The organism is Rosenbergiella collisarenosi, from assembly GCF_018494085.1.
In the GTDB taxonomy this organism is placed as follows: domain Bacteria; phylum Pseudomonadota; class Gammaproteobacteria; order Enterobacterales; family Enterobacteriaceae; genus Rosenbergiella; species Rosenbergiella collisarenosi.
Genome location: NZ_JABBFP010000010.1, coordinates 18,400 through 43,543 on the forward strand (window position 1 = coordinate 18,400; position 25,144 = coordinate 43,543).

Sequence of the window (25,144 nt, forward strand, 5' to 3'; positions counted from 1 at the left end):
CTCTATGCATCCTCTTTTTTCAGCGCTTCCTGAATTAGCTGACGACCTTTCTCGATTCGAGCACGACGTCACAACCTTTGCCCAACAACTAGGGCTTAACCTCGCTGGCGTAGAGATCGATCATATCTCGTTACGTTGTCACCAAAATCAAACCGCTGAGCGTTGGGCGAGTCAACTCGCGCAGCACGGACGCTGTTTTTCTGATGCGGTGATCGCTGGACGTCCAATCCATCTCTATCAACTGCACCAGCCCCTAGACGTATTCAGTCATTCTATACAGATTGTTGAATTACCTTGGCCCGGCGAGAAGCGCTATCGCCATGAAGGGTGGGAACATATCGAAATCGTTCTCCCTGGCACCCCAGAGGAGCTAGGCCAACGCGCGATGGCGTTGATTGATGATAGTGGCTTATTGATTCCGGGTGTGAGCGTGAAGACGCGACGTCCAAAGGTCAAGGACGGCGCATTAGACAATACGACACTCGCAATCACTAACGGTGAAGTGACCCTGAAATTCCATACATGGTCTATCGATAAGATTGTCGCCAGCGAGCAGTAGCATCGCTGCGAGTTAGAGACTATCGATGGCAGACGTCAAACGCGTCAGTGCAAGGTCAAGTCGCGAGCGTGGGCAGCCGAAATTGAGGCGCACCGCTTGCGGATCACCGAATGGCGCCCCCCCAGTGAGCCCTAGGCCATGGTGTTCGAACCAACGCTGCGGATCAGTAAGTTTCAAGCGTGAAGCATCTATCCAAGCCAGAAAACCGGCATCAGGGGTAGCGACTTGCAGGTCGGGAAGCGTGGCAATATGAGCGACCAGCCGATCTCGGTTTAGACGTAAGTAGTCGCGCTGTGCGGCTAACCATGCTTCGCCCTCTTGCCAAGCGGCCAATGTTGCAACCACACCGAGGCTATTTGGGACTGGAAGACGCTGAGCAATCGCGCGGCGAAGTCGTGCGCGTAAATCATCATTGGGGATGATGGCCACGGCACAGCCAAGACCTGCGAGGTTAAAGGCTTTCGCCGCAGAGAGTAGCGTGATCGATCGCTGTTCGCAGCGCGTGGAGAGTGAGGCAAAAGGGATATGCCTAGAGTGTGGGTCGAGCTGTAGGTCGGCGTGCACCTCATCGCTACATACCCATAAATCATAAGTGTCGGCATAGTCAGCAAGACGCTGTAACGTCTCACGGTCATAACGCTTCCCTCCAGGATTATGGGGATTACAGATAAAAAGTAATCGCTCCTGAGTCATTAAGGCGGGAAGCGGCATCGCTAAGGGATTATCGTTTTTGAAAAGAGGAATGGGGAGCAGACGCTGCTCCCGTCCTGCCGCCCGTGCACTATGAGTGAAAGGAGGGTAAATCGGTGTGGTACAGACAGAGGCTTGATCGGTACTGAGCAGACTCTCTTGAAGCAGAGAAAATATCGGTTTAATACCAGAGAGCGGAACAACCCAGTCTGGATCGATAGACCATTCATATTGACTAGCAGCCCACTGCGCGGTGGCTCGAGCGAGGGCGCCTTGATCATCGGCGTAACCAAATACACCATGAGCGACACGCTGTTGCAATGCCTCTTGGATCGCTGGAGCAACGCGAAAATCTGTGTCCGCTATCCAGAGCGGAAGGATGTCACGATCTCGGTATTTGAGCCATTTTTCACTATCTGTGTGATATCGCTCGACTCTTTCATCAAAATTGAATGACATCCGAACTCCAGGCAGGTATGTAGATAGAGGCGCTATGCACAGTAGCATATCCATCAGGCCTGACAAAGGAATCGACTATGGCGATTTTAGAAATATGCTGTTACGGGGTAGATTGCGCGCTTGCCGCAGCGCAAGCCGGTGCCGATCGTCTCGAACTCTGTGCTGCGCCACAAGAAGGGGGAATAACGCCTTCTCTTGGAACCTTGCGTGAAGTCCGTTCGCAGGTTCACATCCCCGTCCACCCCATCGTCCGGCCGCGTAGCGGTGATTTTTGTTATAGTGAGCAAGAGTTTAAGGTAATGTTATCAGATATCGCTCAAATTCGGGATATGGGCTTCCCTGGGGTAGTAACGGGTATTCTCTGCCCTGAAGGACTCCTCGATAAAGCCAGAATGCAAAAAGTCATGACGGTAGCCAAAGGCATGGCAGTGACTTTTCACCGTGCATTTGATCTGTGTAGCAATCCCTATCGTACCTATCAGGAGCTGGAAGAACTTGGCGTTGCACGGGTATTGACGTCTGGACAGCAGCAATCCGCAGAGGCGGGTATCAGTCTATTGCAGGCGCTAAATGCACTAGGTCACGGGCCGATTATTATGGCGGGGGCTGGGGTACGCTTATCCAACCTACCAAAATTTCTCGACGCCGGGATTCAAGAAGTTCATAGCTCAGCGAGTCGACAAGTCCCTTCTGCAATGCGTTACTGTAAGGCTGGCGTGTCGATGTGTTCAGACAAACTCGCCGATGAGTATCTCCGCACAGAGGTTGACCCCGATGTGGTCGAGGCGATGCAGACCCTGATCCGCTTGCAGGGTGACAGTCTACCAGCACCGCTCGCCGACTATCACCCAGGTCGCCTAGACTACCTCTCCGGGCTTACGGGCAATTAGCACCGCACGCAATGGGGCATGATAGCCTTCAACCGTTCTTTGCGGATCCTCCGGATCGAGGAACTCGGCCAAGGACTCGCTAGTCATCCAAGAGGTACGTCGTTGCTCAGTAAAAGGCGTTACAGCCTGGTCAACAATACGGACATCGACGAATCCCGTCTTCTCTAACCAACTTTTCAGCGCCAACGCAGAGGGTAGAAAGTAGACATTACGCATCTGTGCGTAACGTTCGCCGGGGACTAGCACTTGATGTTCATCCCCTTCAGTAACTAGCGTTTCTAGGACCAGTTCGCCGCCACCAACTAGTTGGTTTTTTAACTGATGTAAGTGATCGAGCGGTGAGCGGCGGTGATACAATACGCCCATCGAAAAAACGGTATCAAAGGCTTCAGAAGTCGGTAACTGTTCAATACCTAAGGGTAATAGATGCGCTTGCTGTGAGTTACCAAGTAGCTTTCTTACTGCTTCAAATTGACAGAGAAACAGTTGCATGGGGTCGATCCCGACCACCATTTTTGCCCCTTGACCCAGCATTCGCCACATATGGTAGCCGCTGCCACAACCGACATCGAGGATCAGTCGATCCTTGAGGGGACTGATATGAGGTAAGACGCGATCCCACTTCCAATCAGAGCGCCACTCGGTATCGATATGTGTGCCATAAAGCTGGTATGGGCCTTTACGCCACGGCATTAACTGGCGAAGTAGCGACTCGATGCCTTGCCGTTGACGAGGTGTTAAGTCGGTATGCTCCGCATAGACCTGCTCGGCAAGGTCTAGGGAGGTCGGCGTTAAGGCCGGTAGATACTGAATCGCTTTATGCCACTGGCGAAAATGGCCATGTAAATTTTCACGCTGCCACTGTCCCAGCTGTGCAGGGATTGTTTCTAACCAAGATGCTAAGGGTCCGGTCGCGATTTGTTGGTAAAAATTGCCAAAATCAATCATTTTATAGCCACTAACGATCCAAAATTAAAACACTGAAACCAGAGTTCAGCATGGGCGAAGCCAACGTCCCGAAGACGCTGCTGGTGGGTCTCGACGCTGTCGGTTAGCATAACATTTTCGAGCATGCTCCGTTTCTGACTGATCTCCAACTCACTGTAGCCATTCGCCCGCTTAAAATCTAAATGCATATCAAACAGTAATTCACCCATCTGCTGATCGGCAAAACTGAACTTTTCCGAGAGAACCAGCGCGCCTCCAGGACGTAGCCCACGCCAGATTTTGGCGAGCAGCGCCTCGCGCTGTTCCGGCGGGATAAACTGTAGCGTAAAATTGAGAATAACCAGTGAGGCATTTTCGATCTCGATACCCTGAATATCGGCTTCGACGACGTTAACCGGGGTCTGCGCACGAAACGCGTCGAGATGACGGCGGCAACGTTCAACCATGGCGGGGGAGTTATCGACCGCAATAATTTCACAGCCATCGACCGCAATATTCCGTCGCACCGAAAGCGTTGCTGCGCCAAGCGAGCAGCCGAGATCATATACGCGGCTATTTTCCGTGACATAACGACCCGCCAGCATCCCGATCATGGAGATGATATTGGAGTAACCCGGGACGGAGCGCTGGATCATATCAGGGAAAACTTCAGCTACTCGTTCATCAAAAGTCCAGTCGCCTAATTTTTCAATTGGCGCGGAAAATAAACTATCGCGGTGAGACATAACGGAGTTCGATAACCTTGCTGTAAAAGCGGTATTGTCGCAGAAACTCCGCAGCGGCGCATCAATAAGACAATTTTTTAGCGATTTTCGACAAGCAAAAGTGTCAATTGCACAGATATCGAGCGCTATTACACTCATAGACTTATCCTCGACATTATTTTTCAGTATAATGCGAGCCATTTTGCAGCAACATCGCCAGGTAGCAGGTACCTAACGTTAAATGCCTTCCGGGCCCAAAAGGATAATCAATGCGTACACTATATTGCGGACAACTTAATGTGTCCCACATCGGTCAACAAGTGACTCTCAGCGGTTGGGTGAATCGTCGTCGTGACCTCGGGAGCTTAATTTTCATCGATATGCGTGACCGCGAAGGGATTGTTCAGGTCTTTTTTGATCCGGATGAGCAACAGGCGTTTCAACGGGCTTCCGAGCTTCGTAACGAGTTTTGCATTCAGGTCACCGGAAAAGTGCGTGCCCGCGATGAGCGCAACAAGAATGCCGAGATGGCGACCGGAGAGGTGGAAGTATTTGCAACGGAATTGACCATTATCAACCGTTCGGAACCCTTGCCGCTCGATAGTAATCATGTCAATAGCGAAGAAGCACGCCTTAAATACCGCTACTTAGATTTACGTCGCCCTGAAGTCGCGGCACGCTTTAAGACGCGCGCAAAAGTTACGGCTTTTGTTCGTCGTTTTATGGAAGAGAATGAATTCCTCGATATCGAAACACCGATGCTCACTAAAGCAACGCCAGAAGGGGCACGAGATTACTTAGTCCCAAGCCGTGTGCATAAGGGCGAATTTTATGCACTCCCTCAGTCGCCACAGCTATTTAAACAGCTGCTGATGGTATCGGGATTCGATCGTTATTATCAAATCGTTAAGTGTTTCCGCGACGAAGATTTACGCGCAGACCGTCAGCCAGAATTCACGCAAATCGATGTTGAAACCTCGTTTATGACCGCCCCACAAGTTCGTGACATCATGGAACGCCTGATCCGTGAACTATGGTTAAATATCAAAGGGATTGATCTCGGTGAGTTCCCACAGATGACGTGGGCGGAAGCGATGCGTCGCTTCGGTTCCGATAAACCCGATCTGCGTAACCCAATGGAATTGGTGGACGTTGCCGATTTACTGAAGAACGTAGAGTTTCAAGTATTTTCAGGTCCAGCTAACGATGCCAAAGGCCGTGTCGCGGTATTGCGCGTTCCCGGTGGTGCGCAACTGACGCGCAAGCAACTCGATGATTATACTAAATTCGTCGGCTTATATGGCGCGAAGGGTATGGCATGGATGAAAGTCAACCAGCGCGACGCTGGCCTTGACGGCGTGCAGAGCCCGGTTGCGAAATTCCTCACCGCTGATCTTATTGAGCAATTGTTGGACAGAACCCACGCACAGTCGGGCGATATTTTACTCTTCGGCGCAGACCAAGCGAATGTCGTGGCGGATGCGATGGGTGCATTACGTCTTAAAATCGGCCGTGAGTTAGCGTTAACCGACGAAAGCCGCTGGGCACCGCTGTGGGTGGTTGATTTCCCTATGTTCGAGCAAGACGAAGAAGGCCGCCTAGCAGCGATGCACCATCCTTTTACCGCGCCTCGCGATCTGACGCCTAGCGAGTTGAGTGCTGCGCCAAGTGATGCCATTGCGAATGCCTATGACATGGTCATCAACGGCTATGAAGTTGGTGGCGGTTCTGTGCGGATCCACACGGGTGATATGCAGCAAGCGGTATTTAGCCTCTTAGGAATTGGTGACGACGAGCAACAAGAGAAGTTTGGCTTCTTACTTGATGCATTGAAATACGGCGCGCCGCCGCATGCAGGCCTAGCGTTTGGCTTGGACCGTTTGACCATGCTATTGACCGGAACAGATAACATCCGTGATGTGATTGCCTTCCCGAAAACGACAGCCGCCGCCTGTTTAATGACCGATGCACCAAGCGAGGCTAACCCGAGTGCCCTGCAAGAATTGGCACTACAGGTCGTAAAGAAAGTTAAGACCGAGTCGGCGTAATGGCTTACAAGCACCCGGTTTCAGTATTAGTGGTGATCTACGCGAGAAACACTAAGCGGGTGCTATTGCTACAGCGTCAAGATGATGCGCAGTTTTGGCAATCGGTCACGGGTAGCCTAGAGCAGGGAGAGCAGCCTTCACAAGCTGCGCTTCGCGAAGTGCATGAGGAGACCGGATTTATCTTTGATCCAGCCCATGACCGCTTTATCGATTGTCAGACGCAGATTACCTTTGAAATATTTGAACAGTATCGCCACCGTTATGCACCGGGTGTGACACATAACCAAGAACATTGGTTTAGTTGGGGGGTCGAGACCGAAAGAACGCCGCGACTCACCGAACATACGGCGGCACAGTGGCTTCCTTGGCAACAGGCTGCGGCATTAACCAAATCGTGGAGCAATCGCCAGGCCATCGAACAGTTGTTCGCCGAGTGAAAATTCTATTGGAATACGCAACGCGCGTATTCTGTTTACCGTTATTTGTTTGAGAGAAGAAGATTATGGCTGGACATAGTAAATGGGCAAATACCAAGCACCGTAAAGCGGCACAAGATGCAAAACGCGGGAAAATTTTCACCAAAATCATCCGTGAACTGGTGACGGCAGCGAAATTAGGCGGGGGTGATCCCAGCTCTAACCCGCGCTTACGTGCCGCGATGGATAAAGCCCTTTCTAACAATATGACCCGTGACACCATGGATCGCGCTATTGCGCGTGGCGTCGGCGGCGATGATAACTCCAATATGGAAACTATCATCTATGAAGGATACGGTCCCGGCGGTAGCGCTATCATGATCGAGTGTTTGAGCGACAACCGTAATCGTACGGTATCGGAAGTCCGTCATGCTTTCACTAAGACCGGGGGTAACCTTGGTACGGATGGCTCTGTCGCTTATCTCTTTAGCCGTAAAGGCGTTATCGCTTACGCTCCAGGTCAAGACGAAGATGCGTTGATGGAAGCTGCACTCGAAGCGGGCGCGGAAGATGTCATGACCTATGACGATGGCGCGATCGATGTCTTCACTGCCTGGGAAGAGCTAGGGGCGGTAAAAGATGCCTTGATTGCGGCGGGGCTGACGCCAGACGAAGCAGAAGTCACAATGATCCCGTCGACGAAAGCAGAGATGGATAGCGAAACGGCTCCTAAGCTGTTGCGTCTGATCGATATGCTAGAAGATTGCGATGATGTACAAGAAGTTTATCATAACGGCGAAATTTCCGACGAAGTTGCTGAGAGCTTATAGGTGCGGCTTATTAGCCTAAGCGGTCGAGCATGGCGATAATTCTTGGCATCGACCCAGGGTCACGTATTACGGGATATGGTGTGATACGGCAAGTCGGTCGTCAGCTCACTTACTTGGGCAGTGGCTGTATTCGAACGAATACGCCCGCCTTGCCTGAGCGTCTACGACTAATCTATGCCGGGGTAAGTGAGATTATCACACAGTTTTCGCCCGATTATTTCGCCATAGAACAGGTGTTCATGGCGAAGAATGCTGATTCGGCACTGAAGTTAGGTCAGGCGAGAGGGGCGGCGATTGTTGCGGCGGTAAATCAAACGTTGCCGGTGTTCGAGTATGCGGCTCGTCAAGTTAAACAAACCGTAACGGGAACCGGCGCAGCCGATAAAGCGCAGGTTCAGCATATGGTTCGCACCCTCCTCAAGCTTCCAGCCAACCCGCAGGCCGATGCCGCGGATGCTTTAGCCATCGCAATAACCCATTGCCATATTAGCCAAAACGCGTTGAGCATTTCCGATAAGGCACTTGTGCTGACTCGTGGACGATTACGCTAAAACAAGCGCGAGGCTGGATATCCATCCAGCCTTTTTTATGGTATAAACGCTGCATTGACTGTCGCTAACGCATTGAAAAGGGTATTAGTATGATCGGACGTCTTAATGGAGTCATCATAGAGAAACAGCCACCGCTGGTGCTACTGGAAGTTGGCGGTGTCGGTTATGAAGTGCATATGCCGATGACGTGCTTCTACGAGCTCCCCGAAAAAGACCACTCCGCCATTATTTTTACCCACTTCGTGGTTAGGGAAGACGCCCAGCTCCTCTTTGGTTTTAATCATAAACAAGAGCGCACACTGTTTCGCGAATTGATTAAAGTTAACGGTGTCGGCCCTAAATTAGCGTTAGCCATTCTTTCTGGTATGTCAGCCCAACAGTTCGTGAATGCGGTAGAGCACCAAGAGATTGCTGCGCTAGTGAAGCTACCGGGGGTGGGTAAGAAAACTGCCGAACGTTTGGTGGTGGAAATGAAGGATCGCTTCAAAGGAATGCACGGCGAGTTATTCAATACCGAAAGCGAGTTTACCCTAACCGCGCCTGAGTCTGATCAGGTATCGAGTAACGACGCCGAGGCAGAAGCTGTTGCGGCTCTCGTTGCGCTCGGTTATAAGCCACAAGAAGCCTCAAGAATGGTGAGTAAAATCGCAAAAACGGGTGCTGACAGTGAAACCTTAATCCGTGACGCCTTACGCGCGTCGCTATAAGGACCATTATGATTGAAGCGGATCGCCTAGTCTCTGCAGAAGTGACTCATGAAGAAGAACGTTTTGACCGTGCTTTACGCCCGCGTCTACTGGATGAGTATGTGGGCCAACCCCATGTGCGCGAACAGATGGAGATTTTTATCCGAGCGGCTAAAATGCGTGGCGATGCCCTCGATCATCTGTTGATTTTCGGCCCTCCAGGCTTAGGAAAAACCACCCTAGCGAACATCGTAGCGAATGAGATGGGGGTAAACCTGCGCACCACATCGGGTCCAGTATTGGAGAAGGCGGGGGATCTCGCCGCCATGCTCACCAACCTCGAACCTCATGATGTACTATTCATCGATGAAATCCACCGCTTATCACCCGTGGTGGAAGAAGTTCTCTACCCAGCGATGGAAGATTATCAGCTCGACATTATGATTGGCGAAGGGCCTGCGGCTCGCTCGATAAAAATCGACTTACCTCCCTTTACGCTTATTGGTGCTACCACGCGTGCAGGGTCGTTGACCTCACCGCTGCGGGATCGTTTCGGTATCGTGCAACGTCTAGAGTTTTACCAAGTGCCCGATCTTCAGTCTATCGTGAAACGTGCGGCAGAATGTCTAGGGTTAGCGCTTAGTGAAGAGGGCGCGCTAGAGATCGCGCGCCGCGCGCGTGGTACTCCACGGATTGCCAATCGTCTACTGCGTAGAGTCCGAGACTTTGCCGAAGTCAAAGCAGCGGGAGATATGAGCGGTCAAGTGACCGCGAGCGCTCTAGATTTGTTAAACGTAGACAGCGAAGGCTTTGATTATATGGATCGTAAGCTATTGCTTGCGATTATCGATAAGTTCAGTGGCGGTCCCGTCGGTTTAGATAACCTTGCAGCGGCGATCGGCGAAGAGCGGGAAACGATCGAAGATGTTATTGAACCTTATCTTATCCAACAGGGTTTTATCCAGCGCACGCCGCGCGGGAGGCTGGCAACCCAACACGCTTATCAACATTTCAATATGATCGATCAGTTTCGTAAAGACTAAAGATTGCATCATTGCGTGTGCAGAAGAGGCGTCCTAGTAGGGCGCCTCTTTTCATTAATCCCAAATTATCATTCCAGTGTGCGCAATAAGCTCGCTAGACGACGATCGAGCTGCTCTAGGTCGTCAGCGGAGAGCGCTGCCAGAATTAACCTCTCATTCTCCACATGCTTTTCGACGGCCTCATCAATAAGCTTTTTACCTTCATTACTCAATTGTACGAGCATACTGCGTGCATCGAGCGCGTTTGGGAGACGGATGATGAACTCCCGCGACTCGAGCCTTTTTAATCGATGAGTCATCGTCCCTGAGGTCACCATTAGGGTTGAAAACAGATCGGTAGGGCTTAGGCAGTAGGGGGCTCCTGCTCGACGCAGAGCCGCTAGCATATCGAACTCCCATGAGGAGAGCGAGAATGTCTCGAAGACCATCTCTAGACGTTGTTCGAGTAATGCAGAACAGCGCTTAATCCGGCCTATCGGTCCCATTGGACGACAATCGAGGTCAGGCCGTTCATCTTGCCATTGCTTTAGAATGCGATCGACAGCATCACTTTGTTCCGCGTTAATATTGGGCATGTATCTTGATCTCAAGATAATTATCGAATAGCATCATTTTATCTTGAATTGAAGGTAATTACAAAATGATGCCATCTCAGCGTTCTCCAATGTATTTTTTTGATTGTCTACTCACTGCACTGGCCCCCGCTATTTGGGGATCGACCTACATTGTAACGTCTCAACTTCTTCCCCCCGATAGACCGTTTACGGCAGCACTGATCAGGGTATTACCCGCAGGCCTGTTACTCTTGCTTTTCTCTCCCCACCTACCAGCTTGGCGGGATTGCGGGCGGTTGCTGATCTTGAGTGCGTTGAATATCGGTATTTTCCAAACCCTACTATTTCTTGCGGCATACCGTTTACCTGGAGGGCTGGCAGCGGTATTAGGTGCCATTCAGCCCTTATTTGTTATGGTACTGATGTGGGGGGTGGATAAGAGGACGCCTAAAGTGCTGACTTTGTTAGCCGCTTTCACTGGCGTAGCAGGCATGTCCCTACTTCTGCTGTCCTCGAGAACAATCTTCGATACGTTGGGAGTCATAGCGGCGCTGGTTGGGGCTTGTAGTATGGCAGCGGGAGTCTGGTTGGCAGGACGCTGGAAAATTACACTGCCCATAACTTCGCTGACTGGTTGGCAGTTGGTTTTGGGTGGGCTGGCACTCGTACCTGCAGCATTATTTATCGATGAACCTCTTCCGACGCTGACGACGCTTCACTATTTGGCTTATGCGTGGTTAAGCCTAGCGGGGGCCTTGATCGCTTACGGACTCTGGTTTCGCGGTATTAAGCGGCTACCCAGTGTCGCGGTAGCATCGTTGGGTCTATTAAGCCCTATTGTCGCGGTGCTATTAGGGTGGATATTCCTGTCGCAAAGCCTAACACTGCTCCAACTCACCGGCTTAGTTATTGTGCTGGGCAGTGTCGTCGTTGTTCAGCTTACCGCCAGAAAATAAGTCGCGACTTATTTGTAAGGCTTTAGCATTAACGGTGCGAGGCCAAGAGTAGAGGGCATTTATCGTCGTTCATAGTCGTCGAGGCGTAGAGGGGCATGATTTATTGCCTCGGGTTATCCGAGGCAATAGTTTTATTGTGCCAATTTTTTTAAGCCGCTAAGGATAAAGAGCGCACTGGCGGTGAGGACGACAGAGGGGCCTGCGGGAGTATCGTAGTACGCGGAGAAGGTGAGACCTCCTGTGACCGCCAGCATACCAATCAGCGTAGCGAAAAATGCCATCTGCTCCGGTGAGCGGGCGAAGCGTCGCGCAGTTGCCGCGGGGATGATAAGGAGCGAGGTGATGATGAGTGCGCCGACAAACTTCATCGATACACCGATGGTCAGCGCGGTGACGAGCATTAACAGCATTCTGGTTCTAGGCAGATTAACGCCGTCTACCTGAGCGAGCTCAGGGCTAACCGTCATAGAAAGTAGCGAACGCCACTGAGAAAACAGCACAGCCAACACGATCACAACGCCACCTGCCATCATCCATAAGTCCGCAGGCATAACCGATAACAGATCACCAAATAAATAGGCCATCAAATCTACACGAACATTGGACATCAGACTGACGACAACCAGCCCTAATGAGAGGGCACTATGTGCCATGATACCGAGAAGAGTATCAATGGCAAGGTGAGGGCGATGTTCGAGGACGACCAATAAAATAGCGAGAATTAAGGTGACAGCAATCACCGCATACCGAGGGTTAACATGCAAAAGTAGCCCGAAAGCGACTCCTAATAATGAGGCGTGCGCGAGGGTGTCTCCAAAATAAGACATTTTACGCCATACGACGAAAGCGCCCAGCGGACCGGCGGTCAGGCTCAATAACATGCCCCCTAACCAACCCGGTAGTAGTAGTTCAATCATGAGCGGTCATTTTCCTTACGTAAGACAATCCGTCCTGTGAGGTCGTGACGATGATTGTGATGATGTCGATAGATTGCCAGCTGTTGAGAAGCGCGGGGTCCAAACATAGCGGTGAATTCTGGATGTTGTGAAACGACTTCAGGAGGCCCTGAACAGCAAACGTGATGATTAAGACAGAGTACATCATCGGTTTTCGCCATTACCAGATGCAGATCATGTGACACCATGAGTACCGCACATCCTAATTCTTGACGTAACTGGTTGATTAAATCGTATAGAGCAACCTGTCCGTTCACATCAACACCTTGCGTAGGCTCATCAAGCACTAATAACTCCGGCTTGCCCAACAACGCCCGTGCGAGCAGGACGCGCTGCAATTCGCCACCGGAGAGTTTTTGCATGGTCGCATCACGCAGATGAGCGGCCTTGACACGCTGTAACGCCGCATGAATATCAGCATGTTTCGCTTGGCGCGCTAATCGTAGGAAGCGATCGACCGTTAGAGGTAATGTAATATCTAGGTGCAGTTTTTGTGGAACGTATCCAATACGTAATGCCGATTTTTTTTCAATCGTCCCGTTTGTCGGGCTAATTAAGCCCAGAATTAACCGTACTAGCGTTGATTTTCCCGCACCGTTGGGGCCTAGCAAGGTTAAAATCCTACCGGAATGTAGAGAAAGTGAAATATTTTGTAGGACATGTTTTTGACCGAACGAGACGTCGATATTGTTTAAAGTGACTAAGTTCGATGACATGGTTATTCAGTTTTCATTTCAAAAAGAGATGTTATATTATCACATATTAATCACAGGTTAATAGCTGAGATGCCTATAATGTTTAAAACAAAAAATCAATTTTCAAAATTAATGCTGGGTCTTTCCATGATGTGGGGAGTAAGCGGTGCGTCCCACGCCGATGTTGTCGCGTCGATTAAACCTTTGGGATTTATTGCCGCCGCTATCGCGCAGGGTGTGACGCCGGTGACTGTTGTAATGCCTGATGGGGCTTCTGAACATGATTATGCTCTGCGGCCTTCCGATGTTCGGCGGATTAAAAGCGCTGATCTTTTAGTGTGGGTCGGGCCGGAGATGGAATCCTTTATAACGCGAAGTGCATCGCAGCTTCCAGACAATAAAAACCTTGAACTGACGGCTTTACCCGTGATTCAATCACACTTAGTTGCTGAGACGGGTGATGATCACGATCATGCTTCGACGCACGCTGTTGCGCTAAAATCTGTTAAATCTTCTGAAAGGGAACTGTCTGATAGCCATTCACATCAGGGAACTCATAATATGCACATCTGGTTGTCACCAGAGATGGCATTACTGAGTGCTACGGCTATTCACGATCGCTTAGTTCAGTTAATGCCCGCACAGAAAGCAACATTAGACAGTAATCTGTCGCAATTTATAGCAAACTTGCAACATGCCGATGAAGGTATACGCCAGCAGCTTAATACGGTGAAAGATAAAAGGTATTATGTTTTCCACGATGCCTATACCTATTTTGAGCAACATTATGGCTTGTCGCCGCTAGGTTATTTTACAGTTAATCCTGAAATTCAACCTGGGGCACAGAAGCTTCATGAAATACGAACACAGCTGACTGAGCATAAAGCGCAATGCGTTTTTGCTGAGCCGCAATTCAGACCAGCCGTCATCGATGCGGTTTCCCGCGGAACAGGCGTACGAAAGGGTACTCTTGATCCTTTAGGAAGCAACATCAGCTTATCACCAGACAGTTATGTGAAATTCCTCTCACAGCTGTCGAGCCAGTATGTGAGCTGCCTGAAGCCAATGAACTAATGAGGAAATTTTACAGTGCAACAGATTGCTCGTTCTGTCGCTCTCGCGCTTAACACATTACCCCGTCCCCATCGTTTTATGTTGGGGTCATTGACCGCTATGACGCTCGCGGTTGCCGTTTGGCAGCCGCTGATCCACCAACATGATGATAGTAAAGAAACCTTAGTCCGTAAAATCGAAATTGAAGCCACTCAGCACTTAACGGGTACTGACGCCTCTGAACCCGATGATCAGACGACGCCACTGCCTGACGACGACCTTCCTCCTGATCAGAAAGAAAACGATGGCGCGCAAGATGCCAAGGAATATACGGTCGCGGCGGGAGACACGCTTAGTAGCGTATTAAATCAATACGGTATCGACCTCTCAAACATCAATGCATTAGTGGGAAGTGATGGCGGGCTGCGCAACCTTAACGTTGGACAGAGCCTTAATTGGCAAGTAAATGCTGACGGTGACCTAGAGACCTTCGATTGGGAGATGTCTCGCCGTGAAACGCGCCATTATGCGCGTCGCCAAAACGGCACTTACAGCATGACACGACAGTTGCAGCAAGGCGAATGGCAAGACCAAACCCTTGCGGGCACAGTGAAAGGGAGCTTCGGAAATAGCGCTCAGCAAGCGGGGTTGTCGGCGAGCGAGGTTGCCGCGGTCATAAAAGCATTACAATGGCAGATGGATTTTCGCAAGCTGCGCAGTGGTGATCAATTTAGCACGATCTTCTCGCGTGAAGTGCTACAGGGTAAGCGCATGCAAAGCCAGCTACAAGCTGTGCGTGTTCGCTCCGGCGGTAAGGATTACTATGCATTCCGTGCAGAAGATGGAAAGTTTTACGACCAGAATGCCTCGGGATTAGCCAAAGGTTTTTTACGTTTCCCCACGGCTAAAACGTATCGAGTCTCATCGAATTTTAATCCACGTCGTCTCAACCCTGTCACTGGACGAATCACGCCCCACCGTGGCGTCGATTTTGCAGTGCCGATTGGCACGCCGGTATTGGCGACTGGCGATGGAGAGGTTGTCGTGGCCAACGCTCAAGGTGGAGCAGCGGGCAAATATGTTGCGGTTCGCCATGGTAGACAATACATGACACGCTATATGCACCTCAGTCGGGTATTAGTTAAACCGGGACAGAAGGTTAAAAGGGGAGACCGTATCGCCCTATCGGGTAATACTGGGCGTTCGACCGGCCCCCATCTACATTTCGAGATTTGGATCAATAACCAGGCGGTCAATCCCCTTACAGCGAAATTACCGCGAATGGAAGGGCTAACGGGTAAAGATCGTAAGGCGTACCTTGCCCAAGTTAAGGCTTGGCAGAGTCAACTCACCTTTAAGTAAACGCGTAAATTGACAGGGGCAGGCATAGAGCCTGCCCTTTTTTATCTCTAAAGATGCCGATAAGTGGGGTAAAAGGCTATTGCAAATCTCTTGCCCATCACTATCATTAGCCACTTATTTCAAGAGGCGAGTGCATGACTAAAGAAACGCAGCATCATTCTGAGTTTATCCCTGTATTCAAACGATCCTTTTTACAACCACGGTTTTGGGGGAAATGGATAGCGATTGGTCTGGCAGGAGGGCTCGCCTATCTTCCCTCTACGCTACGAGATCCACTACTCGGTAAGCTTGGAAAATGGGTCGGGCAACGCGCTAAAGGCGCGCGTCGGCGCGCGCAAATTAATCTTCACTACTGTTTTCCTGAACTGTCCGTTGAGGCACGAGAAGACATTATTGACGAAATGTTTGCTACCGCTCCGCAAGCTATGGTGTTGATGGCCGAGCTAGCGCTACGCGATCCGGCACGTATTCAGCAGAAGGTTATGTGGCACGGTAAAGGTATTATCGAACAGCTACAACAGTCGGGAGAGAAGGTTATCTTTCTCGTCCCACACGGTTGGGCGGTGGATATCCCGGCAATGCTACTCGCGGCTGAGGGGCAGAAAATGGCGGCGATGTTCCATAACCAAAAAGATCCCTTAATGGATTATATTTGGAACCGACTGCGTCGACGCTTCGGTGGGCGTATGCATGCCCGTAACGATGGAATAAAACCCTTTATTGCATCGGTAAGGCAAGGCTATTGGGGCTATTATTTACCTGATCAAGACCACGGTGCAGAGCATAGCGAGTTTGTCGATTTTTTTGCGACTTACAAGGCAACCCTGCCGGCGATAGGGCGGTTAATGAAAGTCTGCCGAGCCAAGGTCGTGCCGCTTTTTCCTGTCTACAACAGTACTCGACATCAGTTGGAGATCTTTGTGCGCCCGCCAATGGACGATCTGCTTACCGCCGATGATCGCACGATTGCTCGGCGGATGAATGAAGAGGTAGAATTTTTTGTCGGACCTAACCCAGAACAATACACCTGGATCCTTGAACTTCTGAAGACTCGCCAGCCGGGTGAGGAAAGACCTTATCGCCGTAAAGAGCTATTTCCTTACAAAAAATAACAGCCGCTATAGCGGCTGTCAGTATTACTCAACGGTAAGTACACGTTGAGTATTAGTGGTGCCAGTCGCTCCCATCACATCACCTTGTGTCACGATCACCAAATCGCCAGAGTGTAGGTAGCCTTTGTCTTTAAGGAGCTTAACTGCATCGTGTACCGCTAATAAACCATCGGTATAGCCAGAGATTGCGACAGGGGTTACACCACGATAGAGCGCAGTGCTGTTTAGCGTATCTTCGTGACGGGATAGCGCAAAGATAGGTAAACCGGAGGTAATTCGAGAGGTCATTAATGCCGTGCGGCCTGACTCTGTCATAGTGATGATCGCCGTCACCCCTTTCAGGTGATTGGCGGCATACATTGCAGACATCGCGATAGCTTCTTCAATATTATCAAATTGAATATCGAGACGATGACGCGAGACATTTACCTTAGGGATCTTTTCCGCACCGATACAGACGTTCGCCATCGCTTGTACGGTCTCCGCGGGATATTGCCCAGCAGCGGTTTCAGCAGAGAGCATGACCGCATCCGTGCCATCCAACACCGCGTTGGCCACATCCATGACTTCTGCTCGAGTCGGCATGGGATTCGTGATCATCGATTCCATCATCTGCGTCGCCGTGATACTGGCGCGGTTTAGTTGCCGAGCTCGGCTAATCAAATTCTTTTGGATCCCGACTAACTCAGGGTCGCCAATTTCGACCCCTAAATCACCGCGCGCGACCATCACCACGTCACTTGCCAAAATGATATCGTCCATTGCGGCTTGCGACGCGACGGCTTCTGCACGTTCGACTTTCGCGACAATCTTGGCGTGACAACCTGCTGCCTCAGCAAGTTGACGGGCATAGCGAAGATCTTCGCCACAGCGTGGAAAAGATACCGCGAGGTAGTCGACGCCGATTTTTGCTGCGGTATGGATATCGGCTTTATCTTTTTCAGTCAGCGCATCTGCGGAGAGTCCACCGCCCTGTTTGTTGATCCCTTTATTGTTAGAGAGCGGGCCGCCGACAGTAACCTCAGTCAAAATATTATCGCCTTGCACGGCGGTTACGCGTAATTGTACACGACCATCATCGAGTAGTAGGGTATCGCCCGCGACGACATCTTGGGGCAGAGCCTTATAGTCGATCCCCACTTGCTGATGATCCCCTTCGCCTTTGGGAAGCGATGCGTTGAGAGTGAAGGGGTCACCGATATTAAGAAATATTTTCCCCTCGCGAAAGGTTGAAATACGAATTTTAGGGCCTTGTAGGTCACCGAGAATTGCCACATGTCGGCCTAGTTTTTTAGCAATTGCTCTAACATTATTGGCGCGGACCAGATGGTCCTCAGCCGTCCCATGAGAGAAGTTAAGCCTTACAACATTGGCGCCCGCCGCAATCACTTTCTCAAGATTATTATCACGATCAGTGGCAGGGCCTAACGTTGTAACAATTTTTGTACGTCTAAGGCGTGGTGACATGGACAACTCCAGTGAGATCATCAGTTATTAACGCGGCCCGTCCATTATGAACGGGGTCCACTTGCAATATCGCAGAAAACGATAAATGCTCGCAATGATTTTAGGGTACAACTTTAGGCACTAGTTTAACAACCGATTAACGTCTCGATACGAATCCCCAAGGATTTAGCACAGCAAAGTGTTTACCTCACTACGCAAAGCACAGTAAAGTGAGCAATAATATGAACTTAATGAACTCCTTAGCGGGTTTTCGCTAATTGAAGTCAGAACGAGGAGAGTAAAATGGCGTCAACGCACACAGTCCAGGCTTGCGATCTGGTAATTTTTGGAGCCAAGGGTGATCTGGCACGCCGTAAGTTATTGCCTTCGTTATACCAGCTGGAAAAGGCAGGGCAAATCAATGACGACACTAAGATCATTGGTGTAGGCCGTGCTGAATGGGATAAAGCCACTTATACCCAAGAAGTTGATAAAGCGCTGAAAACCTTCATGAAAGAAGAGGTTGATCAAGAAATATGGGCCAAACTGAGCGCGCGTCTCGATTTCTGTAACCTTGATGTCAATGAGTCTTCTCACTTTACTAAGCTGGGTAAGCTCCTCGATCAAAAAAATCGTGTTACCGTCAACTATTTCGCGATGCCACCTAGTACGTTTGGAGCCATCTGTAAGGGCTTGGGCCAAGCTAAGCTTAACGCCAAGCCAGCGCGTGTAGTGATGGAGAAGCCGTTAGGAACCTCCCTCGAAACTTCTCAAGAGATCAATGATAGTGTTGGCGAATACTTTGACGAGAGCCAAGTATTCCGTATTGACCACTACTTAGGAAAAGAAACGGTTCTCAACCTGCTGGCGCTACGTTTTGCTAACTCTATTTTCGTCAATAATTGGGATAACAAAACTATCGACCACGTGCAGATTACCGTGGCAGAGGAAGTGGGTATCGAAGGCCGCTGGGGCTATTTCGACCAAGCGGGGCAGATGCGCGATATGGTGCAGAACCACCTGCTGCAAGTGTTAACGATGATTGCGATGTCACCTCCTTCTGACCTGACAGCAGCAAGTATTCGTGATGAAAAAATCAAAGTATTACGCTCTTTGCGCAAGATAGATCACACTAACGTGCGTGAAAAAACGGTACGGGGCCAATATACGGCAGGGTTTGTTCAGGGCAAGAAAGTACCAGGCTATTTAGATGAAGAAGGCGCTAATAAAACCAGCTCGACAGAAACGTTTGTGTCGATTCGCGTCGATATCGATAACTGGCGTTGGGCGGGTGTACCTTTCTATCTACGTACTGGTAAACGCTTACCGGCGAAATGCTCTGAGGTCGTGGTCTACTTTAAAAACCCTGAGATGAATCTGTTTAAAGAGTCTTACACGCAACTGCCACAGAACAAACTGACCATTCGTCTACAACCAGACGAAGGGGTAGATATCGAAATTCTGAACAAAGTACCGGGACTCGATCACAAACATAAACTGCAAACTACTAAGCTTGACCTGAGTTTTTCGGAGACGTTTAACGAAAGTCATCTTGCAGATGCTTATGAGCGCTTATTACTTGAATCAATGCGCGGTATCCAGGCGCTATTCGTTCACCGTGATGAGGTCGAAGCGGCTTGGACTTGGGTCGATTCAATCATCGAAGCATGGGAAAAGGATGGCGAATCAGCGAAGCCTTACCAAGCGGGGACTTGGGGCCCTGTTGCGTCTGTCGCGATGATCACGCGTGATGGGCGTTCATGGAATGAGTCAGAAACGCCTCTAGAGTAAGCTTATCCCGCCAGCTTTAGCTGGCGGAGTAATTGTTATTTTCCATCAGTTACGTTAATGGCCGCGGCACTTGCTAATGCGGCCGCTATAGCGTCCTCGATAGTCTCTTCCATCGCCAATGCCACGCCTAAGCGTCTACGCCCTGTGATTTCAGGTTTTGCGAAAAGCCGTAGTTGCTGACCGGCATTTAAGGCTGTTTCTAGCCCTGAAAAGGCGATCGTATTACTCTGTAGTTCAGGGAGAATAACCGCAGAGGCTGCCGGGCCATACTGACGTATTTTGCCGACAGGCAATCCGAGGAATGCCCTAACGTGCAGCGCAAATTCTGACAGATCCTGAGAAATGAGGGTCACCATTCCGGTATCGTGAGGGCGTGGAGAAACTTCGCTGAAAATAACCTCATCGCCGCGAACGAAAAGCTCGACCCCGAATAGGCCAAATCCAGATAGTGCTGTCACCACTTTACGTGCGATGTCTTGCGCCCGCTGTAGGGCCAGCTCACTCATCTGCTGCGGCTGCCAAGACTCTCGATAATCACCATCTTCTTGCCGATGGCCGATTGGCGCGCAGAAATGAATTCCATCTATTGCACTGATCGTGAGTAGGGTGATTTCGAAATCAAAATCGACTAAGCCTTCAATGATCACTCGACCTGCCCCTGCGCGCCCACCTTGCTGCGCGTAGTCCCATGCTGTTTCGCAGTCCTCACGTTGGCGAATAAGGCTCTGGCCCTTACCTGAGGAGCTCATAACGGGTTTAATAAAGCAAGGCAGGCCGATCTCGGCAACGGCCGCGAAGAAATCCTCTTGTTGACTGGCAAAACGATAGGAGGAAGTCGGTAGACCCAATTGTTCCGCGGCTAACTGACGGATCCCCTCACGATTCATGGTGATCTGTGTCGCGCGCGCGCAGGGGACAACGGTTAAACCTGCCGCCTCTAATTCGACGAGCTTCGCCGTAGCAATAGCTTCGATTTCTGGCACAATAAAATCAGGACGCTCTTGCTTAATGAGGGCTTCTAGCGCTTCCCCATCCAGCATATCGATGACATAGGCACGGTGTGCAACGTGCATCGCTGGGGCATTCTCATAGCGGTCAACGCCGATGACTTCAATACCAAGACGTTGGCATTCAATGGCAACTTCTTTACCTAATTCTCCGCATCCCAATAACATGACTTTGGTGGCATTTGTACACAATGCGGTACCGAACTTGCGCATAATAGTTTCCTAAACTGAGTTAACCCACTGCCGAGAAGTGTAAACGAAAACGATTGCGTTGGCACGAACAACGCTTAGGTCGACGCTAGGTCTGTAGTCAGAATCATGCGATACTGATACCCCCACACTTTACTCGGTAGTTATCGCCATGATTAATCCTCCTCAAGCGCGTCGTGTTCCCTTTATTCATCAGATGCATGGCGAAGACCGCCTCGACCACTATGCATGGCTTAGAGACGACGAGCGTAGCAATCCTGAGGTCATTGATTATCTCGTTGCGGAAAATACATGGTGTGAACAGCAGCTAGCACCTTTGGCTGAGCTTGAAGACGCGCTATATCAAGAGATGACCGCCAGGATCCCCGGTAACGACCATTCCGTCCCGTTTCTAAAGGCTGGCCATTGGTATCAGCAGCGCTACCAGCAAGGCGAAGACTATCCGAGCTGGGTATGGAGAGAAGATAACGCGCATAGCGAATGGCAAACGCTACTAAATTGTAGCGAACGTGCTGTGGGGGCTGAGTACTATGAGTTAGGCGCCTTAGAAATTACTCCCGACCATCGTTACATGGCAGTGACTGAAGATTATCTCTCAAGGCGCGAATATGTCATACGTATTCAGGACTTAGCGCAAAATACGTGGTTACCGACAGGAATAGAAGGGGTCTCTCCGTCCATCGTTTGGGCAAACGATGGTCAAACTCTTTTTTACATTAAGCAAGACCCTCAAACCCTACTACCATGGCAAGTTTGGCGGCATCAATTGGGGGGTGATCCGAGCGAAGATTGCCTGGTTTACGAAGAGCAAGATGATAGCTTCTATGTCAGTCTAACCAGTAGTAGTTCCGAACAGCGTCTTTTTATTCTTTTAGATAGCTCGACCACCAGCGAGGTCTGGGTACTGGATGCGGACAACCCTTGTGCACGGCCACAATGCCTGTTACCCCGCCGCGATGACCATGAGTACAGCGTCGATCATTTCCAAGATAACTATTACATTCGCTCTAATCGTGAGGGGATTAATTTCGGGGTCTATCGCTGTACCGACGCCCAGACCGCGGAAGAGCATTGGCAACGGGTCATAGCTCCTTGCGCAGAACGCGTGATCGAAGATTTTCAGCTTTTTAGAGAGTGGTTAGTCACCGAAGAGAGAGAACAAGGCAAGCGAGTATTATGTCAATACTCGCTCGATGGCACACAGCGTTTTACACTGCCTAAGCAGGCAGAGAATGGCGTGGTATGGATCGACCATAACCCAGAGGCCGACACTTCTCGCCTGCGCTTTGGTTACAGTAGCTTCACCACACCGACGACACTTTACGAGTGGGACTTAGCGACTCATCAACGGCTACTCCTCAAGCAAGTACAGATCCCTCATTACGAAGAAGCGGCTTACGAAAGTGATTGGCGCTGGTTAGCGATGCGGGATGGGACTCAGGTACCAGTCTCTCTAGTATGGCGTAAGGATAAGCTTAAGCCGGGAAAAAATCCGTTATTAGTGTATGGCTATGGCGCTTACGGGGCATGCTTAGATGCTGATTTTGGATTGACGCGGCAAAGCCTCCTCGATCGAGGGTTCATCTATGCCATGGTACACGTTAGAGGCGGTGGAGAGTTAGGTCGCGCTTGGTATGATGCGGGGAGATTGCAGAATAAGCTCAATAGTTTTCATGACTTTATCGATGCGACTGAACAATTGCTTCAGCAAGGCATGGGCGATCCCGCGCGCTGCTATGCGATGGGGGGAAGTGCAGGGGGCTTATTGGTCGCAGCAGTCAGCAATATGGCGCCGCAACTCTTTCACGGCATTCTTGCTCAGGTACCTTTTGTCGATGTAGTCACCACGATGTTAGATGAGTCTATCCCCTTAACGACTGGGGAATACGATGAGTGGGGGAATCCTAATAACGAAGCGGATTATGCGGTCATTCGCGCCTATAGTCCGTACGATAACGTCCACACGCAGGCTTACCCACACTTATTCGTGACCACTGGCTTACATGATTCACAAGTACAATATTGGGAGCCCGCTAAGTGGGTGGCTAAGCTTAGGGAGTTGAAAACAGACGATCATCAGCTGTTACTGTATACCGACCTCGATGCGGGGCACGGCGGTAAGTCTGGGCGCTATCAAGCTTATGTCGATATCGCCCGAGAATGCAGTTTTTTAATCGGATTAGCGCAGGGTGAGTGGCCTAAGTCTTCAGCTTAGGTTCGTAAGGCAAGCGTGACAACGTCACAGAAATTTGACGATAAGCCGTCAGTTTCTCTTGAAAGTGTGTCTTTAGTGCAGCGGGCTGCTCATTCTCTATGTGGACGGGCACTACGGGCATATTGTAGCGCTCTTTAAAAGCGACTCCCGCTGCGGCGAGTTCGGTATTAAGGCGATCTTTGTCTTCAGGGCTGAGTTCAGCGAGATTATAGGTCATGGTACGGGTACCTCCTTCTTGGCAGTAACGGTAGGTCGTGTCCGCTATTCACTGCCACTTGATTACGTGATTTGCTACACTATGCGACGAGTCATAGGACGCATTTATTATTACGAATTTAAGGCTGTATTCCAATGAAAAAACTTTTTGCTGTTCTGCTATTGGCCATCGTGAGTGGGCAATCCTTCGCATCGGAAGTCATCACCGTAAGCCGACGCGAAATGGGTAAGGACTTATGGCCCCTAACCCGAGGAGAGATCATGCTTAGTTGTGAAAAAAATGGAGGGTTATTCGCGATTAATGATAGTACGTTGATGCAATACCCCCTGAACGCTATTGCACAGCAGGATGTGGACAAAAAATTAAGTCAGGGCCAACCTATTACCCTGATACAGGCTGATGATAAGCAGCATCCTGGTCAAAAAATGGATCTCACCCCGTTAATTACGCGCGCGCAAGCGTTATGTAAACAGTGATCACCCAACCCTAATCCTGACGGTAGAATTAGGGTTGAGAAACAGCACGGCTATCTTTGTCGTAATCTTGACCCAGCGCAAGTGATGCTCAGTTATTACTCTCCAGACTTCCCACTAAGCCAGTAGAATCCACGCATTGCCCCTATACCTATTTAATGTAATGTTTTCTACACTGCGAGGTGCTTATGCTTTCCAAACTTGATGGCAAAATTATTCTCTGGGCGACACTATTAGCCGGTTTTATGAGTTCATTAGTAAAGTGGGGGTCTGAAGTGAATATGCCACCGCGTGTGGCGGGGGAAATATCTCCGCCGGGTGCGCATATTGATGCATGGCTTGGGTGGGCAGGGATCAATCAACACTCGCTGGATTATCTCTACCAAGGTAATTCGGTATTAGGGGCTGTAACGCTCTACCACTGGCTGTTCAGCTTTATCTTCGCGTTTGTCTATGTTGCCGGCGCCTATTTTTGGCCAAAAATACGCTGGGGGTTGGGTGTGGCCTACGGTGTGGTGATAACCGTAGTGATGCATGGCTTTCTTATACCCGCATTGGGCTTTCGCAATCCCATTTATGACCAAGGGCAAACCGGATGGTTATGGAATCTCAATGGCTACGAGCTGTGGAGTGAGATCTTGGGCCATATTTATTGGTCGGTGAGTATTGAAGTCTGCCTAATCGCGGTATTAGCGTGGTTTGCACAGCCGATAAAGGGGACGTGGCGTCGTTAGCCTTGTGTTGACACCGAATTCTCAATACATTCGGTGTCAGCGACTTCGGTTAAGGTTTTGTCGCAGGAGCTACTGCCGGGTTTTCAAGTTTTTCCCCATTTTTCTCTTTCTCTTTGATCTCTTTTTGTACCCACGCGCGATCAGAGTCCGTTAGCTCGGAAGCGTGGCTATTGCTGCTGCTCAACAGCCAATAGAGCATCGCTAACTGTGTCAGCCTTGCACCACCACTGCCGCGAGTATTTATCGCATTCTTGAGCCGCTGCGAAGGCGCCTGCTGACTGAGTGCACGATATTGGTCTGCGCCGGGAATCGCCTTTTGACCCGCAGCGGTTGACGAAGTAGGTGCCGTTGACGATGGGGTCTGCGTAGGTTGAGTTGGCGTAGAGGTCTTATTAGCCATGGGACGCTTAAACATTTTCGACGAACCTAAACCACGAGACGAAAAGGACCTTGCTTCACTCAAACTCGAAACAGTCATTAATACTACGGGAAGGAGGATCAGTAAAGAACGGGTAATTTTTTTCATTATAGTTCCCAGA

The 25,144-nt window shown here is 50.1% G+C and carries 26 protein-coding genes; 16 read left to right on the plus strand and 10 right to left on the minus strand.

What is annotated here, in order from left to right:
- The first annotated feature begins 4 nt into the window (after nucleotides 1-4).
- Complete coding sequence (locus HGT70_RS13680; RefSeq protein WP_071429827.1) at nucleotides 5-559, plus strand: VOC family protein; 555 nt, start codon at nucleotides 5-7, stop codon at nucleotides 557-559.
- A 12-nt stretch (nucleotides 560-571) separates the two neighbouring features.
- Here the strand turns inward: HGT70_RS13680 and HGT70_RS13685 are convergent, their stop codons facing one another.
- The gene (locus tag HGT70_RS13685; protein WP_214196213.1) at nucleotides 572-1,708 is read right to left on the minus strand and encodes a MalY/PatB family protein; all 1,137 of its coding nucleotides are present in this window, start codon (nucleotides 1,706-1,708) and stop codon (nucleotides 572-574) included.
- 77 nt (nucleotides 1,709-1,785) lie between these two features.
- On the opposite strand from HGT70_RS13685, the gene cutC reads away from it, so the two are divergent.
- Complete coding sequence (cutC, locus tag HGT70_RS13690; protein WP_214196214.1) at nucleotides 1,786-2,598, plus strand: copper homeostasis protein CutC; 813 nt, start codon at nucleotides 1,786-1,788, stop codon at nucleotides 2,596-2,598.
- Here the strand turns inward: cutC and cmoB are convergent.
- Nucleotides 2,566-3,546 carry a tRNA 5-methoxyuridine(34)/uridine 5-oxyacetic acid(34) synthase CmoB gene (gene cmoB, locus HGT70_RS13695; RefSeq protein WP_214196215.1) on the minus strand — a complete coding sequence of 327 codons (981 nt, stop codon included), beginning with the start codon at nucleotides 3,544-3,546 and terminating at the stop codon, nucleotides 2,566-2,568. The genes cutC and cmoB overlap by 33 nt on opposite strands.
- The gene (cmoA, locus tag HGT70_RS13700; protein ID WP_214196268.1) at nucleotides 3,543-4,271 is read right to left on the minus strand and encodes a carboxy-S-adenosyl-L-methionine synthase CmoA; all 729 of its coding nucleotides are present in this window, start codon (nucleotides 4,269-4,271) and stop codon (nucleotides 3,543-3,545) included. The genes cmoB and cmoA overlap by 4 nt, the downstream gene beginning before the upstream one ends.
- A 248-nt stretch (nucleotides 4,272-4,519) precedes the next feature.
- On the opposite strand from cmoA, the gene aspS reads away from it, so the two are divergent.
- From aspS to ruvB, 6 genes are all read left to right on the plus strand, one after another.
- A complete protein-coding gene (aspS, locus tag HGT70_RS13705) occupies nucleotides 4,520-6,298 on the plus strand; it encodes an aspartate--tRNA ligase (RefSeq protein WP_071429832.1) in 1,779 nt (592 codons plus the stop codon).
- Nucleotides 6,298-6,735, plus strand: coding sequence for a dihydroneopterin triphosphate diphosphatase (nudB, locus tag HGT70_RS13710; RefSeq protein WP_071429834.1), 438 nt, complete (start codon nucleotides 6,298-6,300; stop codon nucleotides 6,733-6,735). The genes aspS and nudB overlap by 1 nt, the downstream gene beginning before the upstream one ends.
- Before the next feature lie 65 nt (nucleotides 6,736-6,800).
- Entirely contained in the window at nucleotides 6,801-7,544 is a 744-nt protein-coding gene (locus HGT70_RS13715) for a YebC/PmpR family DNA-binding transcriptional regulator (protein ID WP_214196216.1), read from the plus strand.
- Nucleotides 7,545-7,573: 29 nt separating this feature from the next.
- Nucleotides 7,574-8,095 carry a crossover junction endodeoxyribonuclease RuvC gene (ruvC, locus tag HGT70_RS13720; protein ID WP_071429838.1) on the plus strand — a complete coding sequence of 174 codons (522 nt, stop codon included), beginning with the start codon at nucleotides 7,574-7,576 and terminating at the stop codon, nucleotides 8,093-8,095.
- A gap of 89 nt (nucleotides 8,096-8,184) precedes the next feature.
- Entirely contained in the window at nucleotides 8,185-8,802 is a 618-nt protein-coding gene (ruvA, locus tag HGT70_RS13725) for a Holliday junction branch migration protein RuvA (protein ID WP_214196217.1), read from the plus strand.
- An 8-nt stretch (nucleotides 8,803-8,810) separates the two neighbouring features.
- Nucleotides 8,811-9,824 (plus strand): Holliday junction branch migration DNA helicase RuvB, encoded by a 1,014-nt coding sequence (ruvB, locus tag HGT70_RS13730; RefSeq protein ID WP_071429842.1) that lies wholly within the window; start codon nucleotides 8,811-8,813, stop codon nucleotides 9,822-9,824.
- Between the two features lie 68 nt (nucleotides 9,825-9,892).
- Here ruvB and HGT70_RS13735 read toward each other — a convergent pair whose 3' ends face one another.
- Complete coding sequence (locus tag HGT70_RS13735; RefSeq protein WP_214196218.1) at nucleotides 9,893-10,399, minus strand: MarR family winged helix-turn-helix transcriptional regulator; 507 nt, start codon at nucleotides 10,397-10,399, stop codon at nucleotides 9,893-9,895.
- A 68-nt stretch (nucleotides 10,400-10,467) separates the two neighbouring features.
- On the opposite strand from HGT70_RS13735, the gene HGT70_RS13740 reads away from it, so the two are divergent.
- The gene (locus HGT70_RS13740) at nucleotides 10,468-11,334 is read left to right on the plus strand and encodes an EamA family transporter (RefSeq protein WP_214196269.1); all 867 of its coding nucleotides are present in this window, start codon (nucleotides 10,468-10,470) and stop codon (nucleotides 11,332-11,334) included.
- A 131-nt stretch (nucleotides 11,335-11,465) separates the two neighbouring features.
- On the opposite strand, the gene znuB is transcribed toward HGT70_RS13740, so the two are convergent.
- On the minus strand, nucleotides 11,466-12,251 hold the full coding sequence (znuB, locus tag HGT70_RS13745) for a zinc ABC transporter permease subunit ZnuB (protein ID WP_214196219.1): 786 nt from the start codon (nucleotides 12,249-12,251) through the stop codon (nucleotides 11,466-11,468).
- A complete protein-coding gene (gene znuC / locus HGT70_RS13750; protein WP_214196220.1) occupies nucleotides 12,248-13,006 on the minus strand; it encodes a zinc ABC transporter ATP-binding protein ZnuC in 759 nt (252 codons plus the stop codon). Before znuC ends, znuB begins: the two co-directional genes overlap by 4 nt.
- A 111-nt stretch (nucleotides 13,007-13,117) precedes the next feature.
- Here znuC and znuA point away from each other — a divergent pair, with 111 nt between their 5' ends.
- The 3 genes from znuA to lpxM all read left to right on the plus strand — a co-directional run bounded on the left by znuA (nucleotide 13,118) and on the right by lpxM (nucleotide 16,512).
- Nucleotides 13,118-14,059, plus strand: a complete 942-nt coding sequence (znuA, locus tag HGT70_RS13755) for a zinc ABC transporter substrate-binding protein ZnuA (RefSeq protein ID WP_244968947.1) — start codon at nucleotides 13,118-13,120, stop codon at nucleotides 14,057-14,059.
- Nucleotides 14,060-14,074: 15 nt separating this feature from the next.
- Nucleotides 14,075-15,400: a murein DD-endopeptidase MepM gene (gene mepM, locus HGT70_RS13760; protein WP_214196222.1), complete on the plus strand. Its 1,326-nt coding sequence runs from the start codon at nucleotides 14,075-14,077 to the stop codon at nucleotides 15,398-15,400.
- Between the two features lie 134 nt (nucleotides 15,401-15,534).
- Nucleotides 15,535-16,512, plus strand: a complete 978-nt coding sequence (lpxM, locus tag HGT70_RS13765; protein WP_071429854.1) for a lauroyl-Kdo(2)-lipid IV(A) myristoyltransferase — start codon at nucleotides 15,535-15,537, stop codon at nucleotides 16,510-16,512.
- A gap of 24 nt (nucleotides 16,513-16,536) precedes the next feature.
- Here lpxM and pyk read toward each other — a convergent pair whose 3' ends face one another.
- Nucleotides 16,537-17,979: a pyruvate kinase gene (pyk, locus tag HGT70_RS13770; protein ID WP_214196223.1), complete on the minus strand. Its 1,443-nt coding sequence runs from the start codon at nucleotides 17,977-17,979 to the stop codon at nucleotides 16,537-16,539.
- A 282-nt stretch (nucleotides 17,980-18,261) separates the two neighbouring features.
- Between pyk and zwf the strand changes: the two genes are divergently transcribed.
- Nucleotides 18,262-19,749 carry a glucose-6-phosphate dehydrogenase gene (zwf, locus tag HGT70_RS13775; protein WP_214196224.1) on the plus strand — a complete coding sequence of 496 codons (1,488 nt, stop codon included), beginning with the start codon at nucleotides 18,262-18,264 and terminating at the stop codon, nucleotides 19,747-19,749.
- 35 nt (nucleotides 19,750-19,784) lie between these two features.
- Here zwf and purT read toward each other — a convergent pair whose 3' ends face one another.
- Complete coding sequence (gene purT, locus HGT70_RS13780) at nucleotides 19,785-20,969, minus strand: formate-dependent phosphoribosylglycinamide formyltransferase (protein WP_214196225.1); 1,185 nt, start codon at nucleotides 20,967-20,969, stop codon at nucleotides 19,785-19,787.
- A 151-nt stretch (nucleotides 20,970-21,120) separates the two neighbouring features.
- Here purT and HGT70_RS13785 point away from each other — a divergent pair, with 151 nt between their 5' ends.
- Nucleotides 21,121-23,181: a S9 family peptidase gene (locus HGT70_RS13785; protein WP_425328688.1), complete on the plus strand. Its 2,061-nt coding sequence runs from the start codon at nucleotides 21,121-21,123 to the stop codon at nucleotides 23,179-23,181.
- On the opposite strand, the gene HGT70_RS13790 is transcribed toward HGT70_RS13785, so the two are convergent.
- Complete coding sequence (locus tag HGT70_RS13790; protein ID WP_214196227.1) at nucleotides 23,165-23,398, minus strand: DNA polymerase III subunit theta; 234 nt, start codon at nucleotides 23,396-23,398, stop codon at nucleotides 23,165-23,167. The genes HGT70_RS13785 and HGT70_RS13790 overlap by 17 nt on opposite strands.
- A gap of 134 nt (nucleotides 23,399-23,532) precedes the next feature.
- Between HGT70_RS13790 and HGT70_RS13795 the strand changes: the two genes are divergently transcribed.
- Nucleotides 23,533-23,874 (plus strand): DUF2511 domain-containing protein, encoded by a 342-nt coding sequence (locus HGT70_RS13795; RefSeq protein ID WP_214196228.1) that lies wholly within the window; start codon nucleotides 23,533-23,535, stop codon nucleotides 23,872-23,874.
- A 185-nt stretch (nucleotides 23,875-24,059) separates the two neighbouring features.
- Entirely contained in the window at nucleotides 24,060-24,605 is a 546-nt protein-coding gene (locus tag HGT70_RS13800; RefSeq protein WP_214196229.1) for a DUF1440 domain-containing protein, read from the plus strand.
- Nucleotides 24,606-24,654: 49 nt separating this feature from the next.
- Here the strand turns inward: HGT70_RS13800 and HGT70_RS13805 are convergent, their stop codons facing one another.
- Nucleotides 24,655-25,131 carry a hypothetical protein gene (locus tag HGT70_RS13805; RefSeq protein WP_214196230.1) on the minus strand — a complete coding sequence of 159 codons (477 nt, stop codon included), beginning with the start codon at nucleotides 25,129-25,131 and terminating at the stop codon, nucleotides 24,655-24,657.
- Between the last annotated feature and the right edge of the window lie 13 nt (nucleotides 25,132-25,144).